Annotated in this window: 14 protein-coding genes; 10 read left to right on the forward strand and 4 right to left on the reverse strand. The window is 63.1% G+C overall.

Annotated features, from left to right (window positions below; translation table 11 throughout):
• Positions 1 to 7 precede the first annotated feature (7 nt).
• The 10 genes from rlmH (at position 8) to GIB19_RS01950 (ending at position 9,952) form a co-directional block, all read left to right on the forward strand.
• The gene (rlmH, locus tag GIB19_RS01905) at positions 8 to 475 is read left to right on the forward strand and encodes a 23S rRNA (pseudouridine(1915)-N(3))-methyltransferase RlmH (protein ID WP_023382530.1); all 468 of its coding nucleotides are present in this window, start codon (positions 8 to 10) and stop codon (positions 473 to 475) included.
• A gap of 16 nt (positions 476 to 491) precedes the next feature.
• Positions 492 to 2,381: a penicillin-binding protein 2 gene (gene mrdA / locus GIB19_RS01910; RefSeq protein ID WP_027592609.1), complete on the forward strand. Its 1,890-nt coding sequence runs from the start codon at positions 492 to 494 to the stop codon at positions 2,379 to 2,381.
• 38 nt (positions 2,382 to 2,419) lie between these two features.
• Positions 2,420 to 3,523 carry a rod shape-determining protein RodA gene (rodA, locus tag GIB19_RS01915; RefSeq protein ID WP_050580719.1) on the forward strand — a complete coding sequence of 368 codons (1,104 nt, stop codon included), beginning with the start codon at positions 2,420 to 2,422 and terminating at the stop codon, positions 3,521 to 3,523.
• Positions 3,524 to 3,540: 17 nt separating this feature from the next.
• Positions 3,541 to 4,551 (forward strand): lytic murein transglycosylase B, encoded by a 1,011-nt coding sequence (gene mltB, locus GIB19_RS01920; protein ID WP_085272343.1) that lies wholly within the window; start codon positions 3,541 to 3,543, stop codon positions 4,549 to 4,551.
• Positions 4,551 to 5,555: a septal ring lytic transglycosylase RlpA family protein gene (locus GIB19_RS01925; protein WP_027592612.1), complete on the forward strand. Its 1,005-nt coding sequence runs from the start codon at positions 4,551 to 4,553 to the stop codon at positions 5,553 to 5,555. The genes mltB and GIB19_RS01925 overlap by 1 nt, the downstream gene beginning before the upstream one ends.
• A gap of 194 nt (positions 5,556 to 5,749) precedes the next feature.
• Complete coding sequence (locus GIB19_RS01930; protein WP_027592613.1) at positions 5,750 to 6,910, forward strand: D-alanyl-D-alanine carboxypeptidase family protein; 1,161 nt, start codon at positions 5,750 to 5,752, stop codon at positions 6,908 to 6,910.
• Positions 6,911 to 6,985: 75 nt separating this feature from the next.
• A complete protein-coding gene (locus tag GIB19_RS01935; RefSeq protein WP_012312556.1) occupies positions 6,986 to 7,261 on the forward strand; it encodes a DUF493 domain-containing protein in 276 nt (91 codons plus the stop codon).
• Positions 7,261 to 7,908 (forward strand): lipoyl(octanoyl) transferase LipB, encoded by a 648-nt coding sequence (gene lipB, locus GIB19_RS01940; RefSeq protein ID WP_027592614.1) that lies wholly within the window; start codon positions 7,261 to 7,263, stop codon positions 7,906 to 7,908. The genes GIB19_RS01935 and lipB overlap by 1 nt, the downstream gene beginning before the upstream one ends.
• Before the next feature lie 2 nt (positions 7,909 to 7,910).
• A complete protein-coding gene (gene lipA, locus GIB19_RS01945) occupies positions 7,911 to 8,927 on the forward strand; it encodes a lipoyl synthase (RefSeq protein ID WP_027592615.1) in 1,017 nt (338 codons plus the stop codon).
• Between the two features lie 86 nt (positions 8,928 to 9,013).
• Entirely contained in the window at positions 9,014 to 9,952 is a 939-nt protein-coding gene (locus tag GIB19_RS01950; protein WP_274883141.1) for a S66 peptidase family protein, read from the forward strand.
• 83 nt (positions 9,953 to 10,035) lie between these two features.
• Here the strand turns inward: GIB19_RS01950 and GIB19_RS01955 are convergent, their stop codons facing one another.
• The 4 genes from GIB19_RS01955 to GIB19_RS01970 form a co-directional block, all read right to left on the reverse strand.
• A complete protein-coding gene (locus tag GIB19_RS01955) occupies positions 10,036 to 11,355 on the reverse strand; it encodes a lytic murein transglycosylase (protein WP_027592617.1) in 1,320 nt (439 codons plus the stop codon).
• A gap of 60 nt (positions 11,356 to 11,415) precedes the next feature.
• Positions 11,416 to 11,580 carry an alternative ribosome rescue factor ArfA gene (gene arfA, locus GIB19_RS01960; protein ID WP_016501800.1) on the reverse strand — a complete coding sequence of 55 codons (165 nt, stop codon included), beginning with the start codon at positions 11,578 to 11,580 and terminating at the stop codon, positions 11,416 to 11,418.
• Between the two features lie 193 nt (positions 11,581 to 11,773).
• Entirely contained in the window at positions 11,774 to 12,811 is a 1,038-nt protein-coding gene (gene holA, locus GIB19_RS01965) for a DNA polymerase III subunit delta (protein ID WP_027592618.1), read from the reverse strand.
• Positions 12,812 to 12,849: 38 nt separating this feature from the next.
• Positions 12,850 to 13,455, reverse strand: coding sequence for an LPS-assembly lipoprotein LptE (locus GIB19_RS01970; protein WP_027592619.1), 606 nt, complete (start codon positions 13,453 to 13,455; stop codon positions 12,850 to 12,852).
• Positions 13,456 to 13,458: the final 3 nt, after the last annotated feature.

Consider the following 13,458-nt stretch of genomic DNA (forward strand, 5'->3'; position numbering starts at 1 on the left):
AAGCGTCGTGCGTCTGCGCCTGATCGCGGTCGGCTCGCGCATGCCCAAGTGGGTCGAGGACGGTTGGCATGAATATGCCAAGCGCCTGCCCCCGGAGCTGTCGCTTGAGCTGGTGGAAATCCCGCTGAATACCCGTGGCAAGAATGCCGACGTCGCTCGCCTGATCCGTCAGGAGGGCGAAGCCATGCTGAGCAAGGTTCAGCCTGGGGAACGCATCGTTACCCTCGAGGTCCATGGCAAGCCCTGGAGTACCGAGCAGCTGGCGACCGAGCTGGACCGCTGGCGCCTGGATGCGCGCACGGTGAATTTGATGGTGGGCGGCCCGGAAGGGCTGGCGCCTGAGGTTTGCGCACGCGCTGAGCAACGCTGGTCGCTGTCGCCGCTGACGTTGCCGCACCCGTTGGTAAGGATACTCATCGGCGAGCAGATCTATCGCGCCTGGACCGTGTTGTCCGGGCACCCTTACCACAAATGAGCCTGTAAGCAGTCCGATGTCGCAGCCGATCCGTCTCAAGGACCACGAGAAAGACGCCCGCCTGGTGCGTAACCGCGTCGTGGTCGGCGCGGTGGCGATCATGCTGCTTATCTGCGTTTTGATCGCGCGGCTGTATTACCTGCAGATCATCCAGTACGACTATCACTCGACGCTGTCGGAGAACAACCGGGTGCATGTGCAGCCGATTCCGCCGACCCGTGGGCTGATCTTCGACCGCAATGGGGTGATCATCGCCGATAACCGGCCCAGCTTCAGCCTGTCCATGACCCGTGAACGTGCGGGTAACTGGCAGGAAGTGCTGGACAATATCGTCGAAGTGCTGGAACTGACTGACGACGACCGCGCCCTCTTCGAGAAGCGCATGCGCCAGGGCCGTCGGCCGTTCGAGCCGGTGCCCATCCTGTTCGAGCTGAGCGAAGAGCAGATCGCCCGGGTGGCGGTGAACCAGTTCCGCCTGCCCGGCGTGGAAGTGGTCGCGCAGTTGGTGCGGCATTACCCGCAAGGTGCGCATTTTGCGCACTCGGTGGGGTATGTCGGGCGTATCAACGAGAAAGAGCTGAAAACCCTCGACCCTGTGAACTACAGCGGTACGCACCATATCGGTAAGACCGGTATCGAGCGTTTCTACGAAGATGCGTTGCACGGCCAGGTCGGTTACGAGGAAGTCGAGACCAACGCCCGAGGCCGCGTGCTGCGGGTGCTCAAGCGTACCGACCCCAAGCCTGGCAAGGACATCGTCCTGAGCCTCGACATCAAGCTGCAGGAAGCCGCCGAGGCCGCCTTGGGTGGCCGTCGTGGCGCGGTGGTGGCGCTCGACCCGCGTACCGGCGAAGTGCTGGCGATGGTCAGCCAGCCAAGCTTCGACCCTAACCTGTTCGTCACCGGCATCAGCTTCAAGGCCTATGCCGAGCTGCGGGATTCGATCGACCGGCCGTTGTTCAACCGCGTACTGCGCGGGCTGTACCCACCTGGCTCGACCATCAAGCCTGCGGTGGCCATCGCCGGTTTGGACAGTGGCGTGGTCAATGCCGGCAGCCGGGTGTTCGACCCAGGCTATTACCAGCTGCCCAACTACGATCACAAATACCGTAACTGGAACCGCTCTGGCGATGGCTGGGTCGACCTGGATACCGCGATCATGCGCTCCAACGACACCTACTTTTACGACCTTGCCCACAAGATGGGCATCGATCGTTTGTCCAGCTACATGAACAAGTTCGGCATCGGCCAGCGGGTTTCGCTCGACATGTTCGAAGAGTCCGCCGGCCTGATGCCGTCTCGCGAATGGAAGCGTGCCACCCGCCGTCAGGCCTGGTTCCCCGGCGAAACCCTGATTCTCGGGATCGGCCAGGGCTACATGCAGGCCACGCCGCTGCAGTTGGCCCAGGCCACCGCGTTGATCGCCAACAAAGGCGTGTGGAACCGCCCGCACCTGGCCAAGACCATCGAAGGCCAACCGCCGGTGGACGAGAACCCGATGGAAAACATCATCCTGCGTGACAAGTCGGACTGGGCCAAGGTGACCCACGGCATGGAGCAGGTGATGCACAACGCCCGTGGTACCGCGCGCAAGGCTGCTGCCGGCGCCCAGTACCGCATCGCCGGCAAGAGCGGTACTGCCCAGGTGGTGGCGATCAAGCAAGGCGAAAAATACGACCGTAACAAACTTCAGGAACGCCACCGCGACCACGCCCTGTTCGTCGCCTTCGCCCCGGCCGACGACCCGAAGATCGTGGTGTCGGTGATGGTCGAGAACGGCGAATCCGGCTCTGGCGTCGCCGCACCCGTGGTGCGCCAGATCATGGACGCCTGGTTGCTCGACGAGCACGGCCGGCTCAAGTCCGAGTTCGCTCCCGCCACCGTTACCCAGGAATCGGCCCTGTGATGAATAATTTCGATCGCATGCTCTCCAGCGAGGATGTGATGCGTCGGCGCGCCAGCTTCCTGCAGCGCATCCATATCGATGGCCCGTTGCTGGTCATCCTCCTGACCCTCGCGGCTGGCAGCCTGTTCGTGCTGTATTCGGCCAGTGGCAAGAACTGGGACCTGCTGCTCAAGCAGGCGACTTCGTTCGGCATCGGCCTGGTGTCGATGTTCGTCATCGCCCAACTGGAGCCGCGGTTCATGGCGCGCTGGGTGCCATTGGCCTACGTCACCGGGGTACTGTTGCTGGTGGTGGTGGACGTGATGGGCCACAACGCCATGGGCGCCACCCGGTGGATCAACATCCCCGGGGTGATTCGCTTCCAGCCCTCGGAATTTCTCAAGATCATCATGCCGGCGACCATCGCCTGGTACCTGTCCAAGCGCACCTTGCCGCCACACCTCAAGCATGTGGCGATCAGCCTGGTGCTGATCGGCGTGCCGTTCATCCTCATCGTTCGCCAGCCCGACCTGGGCACGGCGCTGTTGATTCTGGCTTCCGGTGCGTTCGTGCTGTTCATGGGCGGGCTGCGCTGGCGCTGGATTGTCAGTGTGGTGGCGGCGGCGGTGCCGGTGGCGGTGGCCATGTGGTTCTTCGTCATGCACGACTACCAGAAGCAGCGCGTGCTGACCTTCCTCGACCCGGAAAGCGACCCCTTGGGCACCGGCTGGAACATCATCCAGTCCAAGGCTGCGATCGGTTCGGGCGGGGTATTTGGTAAGGGCTGGCTGCTGGGCACCCAGTCGCACCTTGACTTTTTGCCCGAGAGCCACACCGACTTCATCATCGCCGTGCTCGGTGAGGAGTTCGGCCTGGTCGGCATCTGCCTGCTGCTGATCGTCTACCTGCTGCTGATTGGTCGCGGCCTGATGATCACGGCCCAGGCGCAGACCCTGTTCGGCAAGCTGCTGGCGGGCAGCTTGACGATGACCTTCTTTGTATACGTGTTCGTCAATATCGGTATGGTCAGCGGCCTTCTGCCCGTGGTGGGCGTGCCGCTGCCCTTCATCAGCTATGGCGGAACTTCGTTGGTGACGCTGCTGTCAGCGTTTGGCGTTCTGATGTCGATCCATACGCACCGCAAATGGATCGCACAGGTTTGAATAAGGTGAAGAATTTCATGCAAGCAGTGCGTAACTGGGCTGCCCGTTGTGCGCCGTGGATCGGCGCGGTGGGCCTGTTCGGCGCTGTCCAGCTGGCCCATGCCGGCGACTACGAAGGCTCGCCCCAAGTGGCCGAGTTCGTTGGCGAAATGACCCGCGACTACGGCTTTGCCAGCGAGCAGCTGATGGGCGTGTTCCGTGAGGTCCAGCGTAAACAGTCAATTCTCGATGCCATCTCGCGGCCGGCCGAACGGGTCAAGCCGTGGAAGGACTACCGGCCGATGTTCATCACCGACGCGCGCATCGCCCGCGGTGTGGACTTCTGGCGCCAGCACGAAGCGGTGTTGGCGCGGGCCGAGCAGGAATACGGGGTGCCGGCGCAAGTCATCGTCGCGATCATCGGCGTAGAGACCTTTTTCGGCCGCAATACCGGCAATTACCGGGTCATCGACGCCCTCTCTACGCTGGGCTTCGACTACCCGCCGCGGGCCGAATTCTTCCGCAAGGAGTTGCGCGAGTTCCTGCTGCTGGCCCGTGCCGAGCAGCTTGACCCGCTCACGCTCAAAGGCTCCTATGCAGGCGCCATGGGCTTGCCGCAGTTCATGCCGAGCAGCTTCCGCAACTATGCCGTGGACTTCGACGGCGATGGCCACATCAATATCTGGAACAACCCGGACGATGCCATCGGCAGCGTAGCCAGCTACTTCAAGCGCCATGGCTGGGTGGCCGGCGAAGGCGTGGTCAGCCGCGCCAGGGTGCAGGGCGAGCGGGTTGATGAAGGCCTGACCACGGGTATCGAGCCGGTGAAGACTGTCGGGGAGTTGCGGGCGCTGGGCTGGTCGAGTCATGATGCGCTGCGCGATGATCTGCCGGTCACCGCCTTCCGCCTGGAGGGCGAAAACGGCCCCGAGTACTGGATGGGCCTGAAGAACTTCTACGCGATCACTCGCTACAACCGCAGCGTGATGTACGCCATGGCGGTGCATCAGCTTTCGGAACAGCTGGTCCAAGCACGGGGCGTCAAGTAATGCGCGCAATCATCTCTGCCACTACCTTCAAGCTGCTGACCTGCATGACTGTCGGCATGCTGTTGGTCAGCTGCTCTTCCAGCCGCCCGACCACCACCCAGAAAAGCGGTAATACAGTCCGCGCCCAGCCCGGCCTGGACATCAACCGTGCCCATAAGGACGGTGCGCCGTGGTGGGACGTGGACGTGAACAAGATCCCCGACGCCACGCCGACCGTGCACACCGGCAACTACAAGGCCAACCCTTACACGGTACTGGGCAAGACCTACTACCCGATGCAGGACTCGCGCAACTACCGCGCCGAGGGTACCGCGTCGTGGTATGGCACCAAGTTTCACGGGCAGAACACGGCCAACGGCGAGCTTTATGACCTGTACGGCATGAGCGCGGCGCACAAGACCTTGCCGCTGCCGGCCTATGTGCGGGTGACCAACCTGGCCAACGGCCGCAGCGTGGTCCTGCGGGTCAACGACCGTGGCCCGTTCTACTCCGACCGTATCATCGACCTGTCCTACGCGGCGGCGAAGAAGCTCGGCTACGCCGAAATCGGCACCGCGCATGTGCGCGTCGAAGGTATCGACCCGCAACAATGGTGGGCCCAGCGTGGCCAGCAGCCACCGTTGGTGCTGAAGGAACCCCAGGTTGCCCAGACCCAGTCGATCCCGGCCAGCACCGGCCGAGTCGAGCAGTGGACGCCGCCACCCCAGCAACACGCTGCACCCGTAGTGCCCGTTCAAGTCGGCGGCAACAATGTGCCGGCAGGCAACGGCGGCAGCTTCTTGCAGGTGGGCGCCTTCGCCAACCCGGACGCCGCCGAACTGCTGCGTTCGAAACTGAGCACCATGGTCAGCGCGCCGGTGTTCATCAGCTCCATCGTGCGTAACCAGCAAACCCTGCACCGCGTGCGTTTGGGGCCGATCAGCAGCCAGGGCGAGATTCAGCAGGCGCAGAACAGCATTCGCCTGGCGAACTTGGGGCAGGCCAAGCTGGTCACAGCTGACTGACCGCACCGGCCAAACTGTCGGTTTTGTCATGAATTGACGGGCGCGGGCATGTACAATGTCCGCTTTTGCCCGCAGCGACATAAAGCCGCAGTGTGCGGGCTCGGCCCAAGGCCTTAAAAACTAGACTGACTGGCGCTGGGCACACGATGTGGCCCAGGCAACATCTCAGACCATTAGCGATTTTCGAGAGACGGATGAACATCACCAACCTTGCCAAACGACTTTGCCTGCCCGTACTGCTGATGATCACGCCTGCTGCTTTCGCGGCAGAGCAAATGATGCCGGCACCACCGCAACTGGCAGCCAAGTCCTACGTACTCATGGACGCGTCCAGCGGCAATGTGCTGGTCGAGAACAACGGTGACGAGCGCCTGCCGCCAGCCAGCTTGACCAAGCTGATGACTGCCTATATCGCCACCCTGGACATTCGCCGCGGCCAGATCGGTGAAAACGACCCGGTCACCGTCAGCGAAAACGCCTGGCGTACCGGTGGTTCGCGCATGTTCATCAAGGTTGGCAGCCAGGTGACTGTCAGCGACCTGCTGCACGGCATCATCATCCAGTCGGGTAACGATGCGTCCGTTGCGCTGGCCGAGCACATTGCCGGCAGCGAAGACGCCTTCGCCGACATGATGAACAAGACGGCCGCTGACCTGGGCATGTCCAACAGCCACTTCATGAACCCGACCGGCCTGCCGAACCCCGAGCACTACTCCTCGGCGCACGACATGGCCCTGCTGGCGCGCGCGATCATCGACGTCGACCCGGCCCACTATGCGATTTACTCGCAGAAAGAGTTCTTCTGGAACAACATCAAGCAGCCGAACCGCAACCTGCTGCTGTGGCGTGACAAGACCGTCGACGGCCTGAAAACTGGCCACACCGACGAAGCCGGTTACTGCATGGTGGCTTCGGCCGTACGTGACGGCCAGCGCCTGATCGCCGTGGTGTTCGGCACCAACAGCGAGCAGTCCCGTGCTGCCGAGACCCAGAAGCTGCTGACCTACGGCTTCCGCTTCTTCGAAACTCAGACCTTCTATCAGAAAGGCACCGAGCTGACCCAGGCTCCAGTCTGGAAGGGCGCCACCAGCCAGGTTAAAGCTGGCCTGGCCAACGACCTGACCATGACTATGCCTAAAGGCCAATTGAAGCGCCTTCAGGCTTCGATGACCATGAACCCGCAGCTCACCGCACCGATCGCCAAAGGTGACGTGATCGGCAAAGTGGAAGTCAAACTGGACGAGAACGTGGTTCACAGCGCCGACCTGATCGCCCTCGATGGCGTCGAGGAAGGTGGTTTCTTCCGCCGTATGTGGGATAGCATCCGTCTATTCTTCTACGGGTTGTTCAACTGATAACGTGACCTGCCACGCTCCCGCTGTTCAGGCGGGGGCGTTGTTGTTGCCACGGCTTACGAGGCCGTTTCCGCTATGAGCGAACCTGACGTCAAGTCGCACAAAATCGAATTCCCCTGCGCCGACTACCCGATCAAGGTCATCGGCGATACCGTTGTCGGTTTCAAGGACATGGTCATCGAAGTCCTCAGCAAACACGCCAAGGTCGACCTCGCCACGCTGGCCGAGCGCCAGAGCAAGGAAGGCAAGTACACCACTGTGCAACTGCACATCGTTGCCGAGAGCGAGAACCAGCTGCACGATATCAACAGCGCCCTGCGCGCTACCGGCATCGTGAAAATGGTGCTCTGATGTCCGCCTGTCTCGGTTTTCGCGATCTTGGCCTGCAGCCCTATGAACCGGTGCTGGAAGCCATGCGTCGCTTTACCGAGCAGCGAGGGCCCGACAGCCAGGATGAAATCTGGCTGGTCGAACACCCTTCGGTTTTCACCCAGGGCCAGGCCGGCAAGGCCGAGCACCTGCTGATTCCGGGTGATATCCCGGTGGTGCAGACCGACCGCGGTGGCCAGGTGACCTACCATGGCCCCGGGCAACTGGTGGCCTACCTGCTGCTGGATGTGCGGCGGCTGGGTTTTGGGGTACGTGAGCTGGTCAGCCGCATCGAGCAGACCCTGATCGACCTGCTTGCCAGTTACGATGTCCAGGCGGCGGCCAAGCCCGACGCCCCGGGTGTCTATGTCGATGGAGCGAAAATCGCCTCCCTCGGCCTGCGAATCCGCAACGGCCGTTCGTTCCACGGCCTTGCCCTGAACGTGGACATGGACCTTGCGCCATTCCGCCGAATCAACCCCTGCGGTTATGCGGGGCTGGCCATGACCCAGCTACGCGATCTGGCAGGCCCGATCGAACTCAACGAGGTCAGGACAAGGCTGCGCGGACAGCTGGTCAAGCACCTCGACTACGCTGAGCAGACGACCCTCACGGGCGGAATCGACTGAATATGACAACTGTGCAAGAAGCCGTGCCGAACCTGATACCTACCCAGGATGCCACCCCGCGCCCAGCGCCGAAGAAGGTGGAAGCTGGGGTCAAACTGCGTGGTGCCGACAAGGTCGCGCGCATCCCGGTAAAAATCATCCCTACTGATGAACTGCCGAAAAAGCCTGACTGGATCCGCGTGCGCATCCCGGTCTCGCCCGAGGTAGACCGCATCAAGCAACTGCTGCGCAAGCACAAGCTGCACAGCGTCTGCGAAGAGGCCTCCTGCCCGAACCTGGGCGAGTGCTTCTCGGGCGGTACTGCGACCTTCATGATCATGGGTGACATCTGCACCCGTCGTTGCCCATTCTGCGACGTTGGCCACGGCCGACCGAAGCCACTGGACCTCGATGAGCCGAAGAACCTCGCCGTCGCCATCGCCGACCTGCGCCTGAAGTACGTGGTGATTACCTCGGTGGACCGCGACGACCTGCGTGATGGCGGTGCCCAGCACTTTGCCGACTGCATCCGCGAGATCCGCGCCTTGTCGCCGGGTGTGCAGCTGGAAACCCTGGTCCCGGACTACCGTGGCCGTATGGACGTGGCCCTGGAGATTACCGCGCAAGAGCCGCCGGATGTCTTCAACCACAACCTGGAAACCGTACCGCGCCTGTACAAGGCCGCGCGTCCCGGGTCGGACTACGACTGGTCGCTGGACCTGCTGCAGAAGTTCAAGCAGATGGTCCCGCACGTACCGACCAAATCGGGCCTGATGCTCGGCCTGGGCGAGACCGACGAAGAAGTCATCGAAGTGATGCACCGCATGCGCGAGCATGACATCGACATGCTGACCCTCGGCCAGTACCTGCAGCCGTCGCGCAGCCACTTGCCGGTACAGCGTTTCGTGCACCCGGACACCTTCGCCTGGTTCGCCGAAGAAGGCTACAAGATGGGCTTCAAGAACGTGGCTTCCGGCCCGCTGGTGCGTTCTTCGTACCACGCTGACCAGCAGGCTCACGAAGCCAAGATCAAGCTCTGAGCCTGGTCTGAAGCACCCGTGCCGATGCGCGCCGAAAGGCGGCATCGGCATTTTTGTTTGTGTGCCCTGCACTGCAAGGAGTTGCGATGAATTGCGCTGAAACCGTTGAATCCCGACTGCCCGCTGCCCTGGGGGAGAATGCCTGCTTTGCCATCGTCGCCCCGGCCGGGCCGGCGCGGCTGGATGCGCAAAAGGCCAGCCAGTGGTTCACCGAGCGTGGCTACCGCTGCCGTATCTACCCGGGCGTTGAACAGGCGCAGGGCTACCTGGCGGGGTCCGATCAGCAGCGGCTGCAGGACCTGCACGATGCTTTTGCTGACCCGGCCATCGACGCCATTCTGTGTATGCGCGGCGGCTATGGCAGCATGCGCCTGCTCGACAGCCTCGACTTTGACCTGATCCGTTGCAACCCCAAGCCGCTGATCGGCTACAGCGACATCACGGCGCTGCACACTGCTATCCAGCGCAAAGCCGGGTTACTGACCTTCCATGGGGCGATGCTGAATGCCGACCTGTTGGGCGCCAAACTCGAGCCGACCGAGTCGTCGCTGCTGGCGCAACTGATTGGGCAGGTGGGTGCAGGCGATGCGATCGCGCACCCGGCCGACTTTGCGTTGAGCTGCGTGGTGCCGGGGGTTGCCCGCGGGCGTTTGCTGGGGGGCAACCTGTCGATGCTGGGGGCGACCCTGGGAACGGTGGCAGAGATCGATACGCAGGGCTGCATTCTGTTTATCGAAGACGTCAACGAGCCGTTGTTCAGGGTGGATCGTTTGCTGACCCAGTTGCGCCTGGCGGGCAAGCTTGCGGGGGTGAAGGGGGTGCTGGTGGGGGATTTTGCCGGGATCACCGTGGCGGCGTTGACGCCGCTGCTGCAGGACATTTTCGGGCCCCTGGGCGTGCCGGTGCTGGCCGGGTGGCGCAGTGGGCATTGTGATCCGAACGTGTGCTTGCCGCTGGGGGCTGAGGTGGTGCTGGACAGTGGGGAGATGAGGCTGGTGTTGCAGCAGGACTTGTTCAGAGGCTGAGGGCGTCGGGGCCGCTTTGCGGCCCATCGCAGGCAAGCCAGCTCCTACAGGAGCGGGTTCACCCGCGAATGGCCGCAAGGGTATTACTGCTGGCGCAAGCTCTCGAGCAGCTTATGGGTTGGATACCCATCCGCCGGCCATCCCAACCCCTGCTGGGCATTGCGAATGGCTTTGCGGGTGTTGGCGCCTATGATGCCATCGGCGTTGCCCGCGTCATGCCCGCTGGCGTTGAGCAGGTGTTGCAGCTCCATGCGCTCGCTGCGGCTCAAAGGCAGGTCCTCTTTCGGCCAGCTGCCGGCAATGAAGCCCCAGCCCGAGAACCGGTCACCCAACAGGCTTACGGCCAGTGCGTAGGACGACGAGTTGTTGTACTTGAGGATGGCGCGGAAGTTGTCCAGCACCAGGAACGCCGGGCCGCGCGCACCTGCAGGCAGCAGCAGGGCGGCAGACAGCTGATTGCTGTTGGCGGGCAGCTGGGTACCGGCTGGCAGCTTCACGCCCAGTTGCAGCCACTCGCTCACCGGCTTGCGCAGCGACCCGTCGGCCAGCCAGAAGTCGAAACCGGCCGGCACTTGCACTTCAAAGCCCCAAGGCTGGCCGCGTTTCCAGCCAGAGCTCTGCAGGTAGTGCGCTGTGGAGGCCAGAGCATCGGGGGTGCTGTTCCAGATATCCCGGCGGCCATCACCGTCGAAATCCACTGCATGGGTGTTGTAAGTGGTCGGGATGAACTGGGTCTGGCCCATGGCGCCAGCCCACGAGCCACGCATGGCCTCTGGCTGGATATCACCGTTCTGCAGGATTTGCAGGGCGGCAATCAGCTGGTCTTGGGCGAATTGGGGGCGGCGGCCTTCGTAGGCCAATGTCGCCAGTGAGCGAATGACCGACTTGCTGCCCTGGAACTGGCCGAAGTTGCTCTCCATGCCCCAGACCGAAACCAGCACTTGGCGGTCTACGCCATAACGTTGCTCGATGCGGGTCAACAGTTCTGCATTCTGCTCCATCAGCTTCTTGCCGTTGCGCACGCGCAGTGGCGACAGTGCACCTTCCAGGTATTCCCACACCGGGCGGGTGAATTCTGGCTGGCTGCGGTCGGCCTTGATCACGTCCATGTCGGGGGTGACACCGAGGAACGCACGGTCGAAGGTGTTTGGCGAAATGCCAGCCTGCAAGGCTTGTTGGCGGAAGCCCGCCTGCCATTGCGCGAAGGTTTGCAGGGGCTGGATCTCTGTAGCGCTGGCGTCGGGCGTTGCACCAGGCACGTTCACCACCGGGGCGGGCTGGGCAGGTGCCAGCGGCAAGGCATCGGCGGCGGTGGGTTTTTCCGCGCAGGCGACGAGCAGGATGAAGCTGGAGGCCGCGATCAGCTGGCGGGATTTCCAACGGGGGAGAAGGCTGAGGAGCATGCACAGATCCAGAATTTCAGGTCAGGTGACGACCATACCATGCCTGCGCTTTCGATGCTTTCATGCCGCCAAAAAGTAAGAAGCCTCCCAATCTCTCGATTGGAAGGCTTCGCGGCGGTAGCTGCCTTTGCCCTTGTCCGGTTGTTCCTGGCGGCAGCGGAACAGTGGCTGGGCGACGATCGACTTGGCCTTGTTGGGGCCGTGCTTCTTCGGTTTTTTGCTCATGGTGCGGATTCCCGATGGGTGGCTTTCGGGGCGCACTGTAGGCCGCAGGGCGGGGGAGGGCCAATTGATTGTGTATATGGTTGGGGACTTAGGGCTGCTATGCAGCCCATCGCGACACAAGGCCGCTCCTACAGGGGTACGCGATTGCTGTAGGAGCGGCCTTGTGTCGCGATGGGGCGCGAAGCGGCCCCGGCTATTCGGAAGGGAGCGCTAGCCGCTGCCCGGCCATCAGCAGCGACAGCCGTGCCAGCCCGGTCCAGGGCGAACCCTCGGCCTGGCCCTTGATCTGCGCATCGATCCGCTGGGCATCTTGCAACAGCTGGGCCCAGCGTTGCGCCGAGAGGCGCTGCAGGGCTTTGCTGACCAGTGGGCGGCGTTTATCCCACACCGGTGGTCGCGCCTGGCTGAAGGCCTTGTCCAGCGGCACGCCCTGGCTGAACTGTTGGGCGAGCCCGGCCAGTTGGCGCAGTTCGCGCGCCAGTGCCCACAGAATCACCGGCGGCTCCACGCCTTCGCCGCGCAGGCCTTCAAGCATGCGCAGGGCGTGCGCGGCTTCGCCATTGAGAATGGCATCGACCAGGCCGAAGACATCGAAGCGGGCGCTGTCGGCGACCGCCGCCTGTACGGTCTCGACGGTGATCTGGTTGCCGTCGGCCAGCAGCTTGAGTTTTTCGATTTCCTGGGCGGCAGCCAGCAGGTTGCCTTCGACCCGGGCGGCGATCAGGTCCACGGCATCGCGTTGAGCCGAAAGGCCTGCCTGCGACAGCCGCTGGTTGATCCACTGCGGCAACTGGTGCGCATCCACCGGCCAGATCTGGATGAACTGGCAATGGGCGCCTTCGATCAGGGCCTTGCCCCACTTGGTCTTCTGCGCGCTGCCGTCGAGCTTGGGCAGGCTGATCAGCAGCAGCGTGTCTTCGGCCGGCCTGGCGCAGTATTCCATCAAGGCGGCAGCACCCTTGTCACCGGGCTTGCCGGAGGGCAAGCGCAGTTCCAGCAGGCGGCGCTGGGCGAACAGCGACAGGCTGGCGCCCGCCTGGAGCAAGGTGCCCCAGTCGAAATTGGCGTCGGCGCTGAACACCTGGCGTTCGTCGAAACCTTGCTGGCGTGCGGCGCCGCGGATGGCGTCAGCGGCTTCCTGGCACAGCAATGGGTCGTCGCCGCTGACCACGTAAACCGGTGCCAGGGCGCCTTGCAGGTGCTTGTTGAGTTGGGCGGGGGCGAGTTTCATCGGAAACAGGCGGGGCACCTAAGGTGCCCCGCACGGGCTCAGTTGCCCGGAACTTCCATTGGCGACTGCTGAGGCGTTTCCGCCTGCTGACGGCGTGCCGCTTCCAGCGCGGCGGCTTCAGCCTGGGCGCGTTCGTCGGCTTTACGCTGCAGCTCGTCGAGTTGCGTCGGGGTCAGCATCTGCAGGCGTACGACCATGGCGTTGACCAGGTCGCGGCGCATTTCGTCACGTGCCCGTTTGGCTTCCTGCTCGGAACCGGTGATGTTGGAACCGTCACGCACGTAGACCTTGCGCATTTCCAGTTTGTCGCTGAGCAGTTCCAGGTTGTTCAGGCCCTGAATGCTGTAGTTCAGTACCGTGGTCAGCTCGTACTCGGCCGAGCGGCTGCCACCGGTGTAGGTCGCGGCGCGTTCGTTTTCCTGCTCGTTGGTCAGCACCAGGCGGTAAGGCGCGCCCGCGTGCACGTTGACGCCGTTACGCTCCAGAACCTGACGCAGCTGGGTCACGGTTTCGCCATAGGCATTGCGCGCGCTGACGTCCATCTCTTTGACGCTCAGCTCGGTGGTGCCGGTGCCACGCAGCTGGAAACCGCAGGCGCTGAGCACGACGGCCAGGCCGATTACCAGCAGATTGCGTTTGATCATGTT

Origin of the sequence: Pseudomonas sp. ITEM 17296 (genome assembly GCF_028895205.1) — a bacterium.
Lineage (GTDB): Bacteria > Pseudomonadota > Gammaproteobacteria > Pseudomonadales > Pseudomonadaceae > Aquipseudomonas > Aquipseudomonas kermanshahensis.

Bases quoted from the DNA above. Each gene is read 5' to 3' on its own strand.
- mrdA (WP_027592609.1), top strand. From the start codon at position 492: ATGTCGCAGCCGATCCGTCTCAAGGACCACGAGAAAGACGCCCGCCTG.
- rodA (WP_050580719.1), top strand. From the start codon at position 2,420: ATGCGTCGGCGCGCCAGCTTCCTGCAGCGCATCCATATCGATGGCCCG.
- mltB (WP_085272343.1), top strand. From the start codon at position 3,541: ATGCAAGCAGTGCGTAACTGGGCTGCCCGTTGTGCGCCGTGGATCGGC.
- GIB19_RS01925 (WP_027592612.1), top strand. From the start codon at position 4,551: ATGCGCGCAATCATCTCTGCCACTACCTTCAAGCTGCTGACCTGCATG.
- GIB19_RS01930 (WP_027592613.1), top strand. From the start codon at position 5,750: ATGAACATCACCAACCTTGCCAAACGACTTTGCCTGCCCGTACTGCTG.
- GIB19_RS01935 (WP_012312556.1), top strand. From the start codon at position 6,986: ATGAGCGAACCTGACGTCAAGTCGCACAAAATCGAATTCCCCTGCGCC.
- lipB (WP_027592614.1), top strand. From the start codon at position 7,261: ATGTCCGCCTGTCTCGGTTTTCGCGATCTTGGCCTGCAGCCCTATGAA.
- lipA (WP_027592615.1), top strand. From the start codon at position 7,911: ATGACAACTGTGCAAGAAGCCGTGCCGAACCTGATACCTACCCAGGAT.
- GIB19_RS01950 (WP_274883141.1), top strand. From the start codon at position 9,014: ATGAATTGCGCTGAAACCGTTGAATCCCGACTGCCCGCTGCCCTGGGG.
- GIB19_RS01955 (WP_027592617.1), bottom strand. From the start codon at position 11,355: ATGCTCCTCAGCCTTCTCCCCCGTTGGAAATCCCGCCAGCTGATCGCG.
- arfA (WP_016501800.1), bottom strand. From the start codon at position 11,580: ATGAGCAAAAAACCGAAGAAGCACGGCCCCAACAAGGCCAAGTCGATC.
- holA (WP_027592618.1), bottom strand. From the start codon at position 12,811: ATGAAACTCGCCCCCGCCCAACTCAACAAGCACCTGCAAGGCGCCCTG.
- GIB19_RS01970 (WP_027592619.1), bottom strand. From the start codon at position 13,455: ATGATCAAACGCAATCTGCTGGTAATCGGCCTGGCCGTCGTGCTCAGC.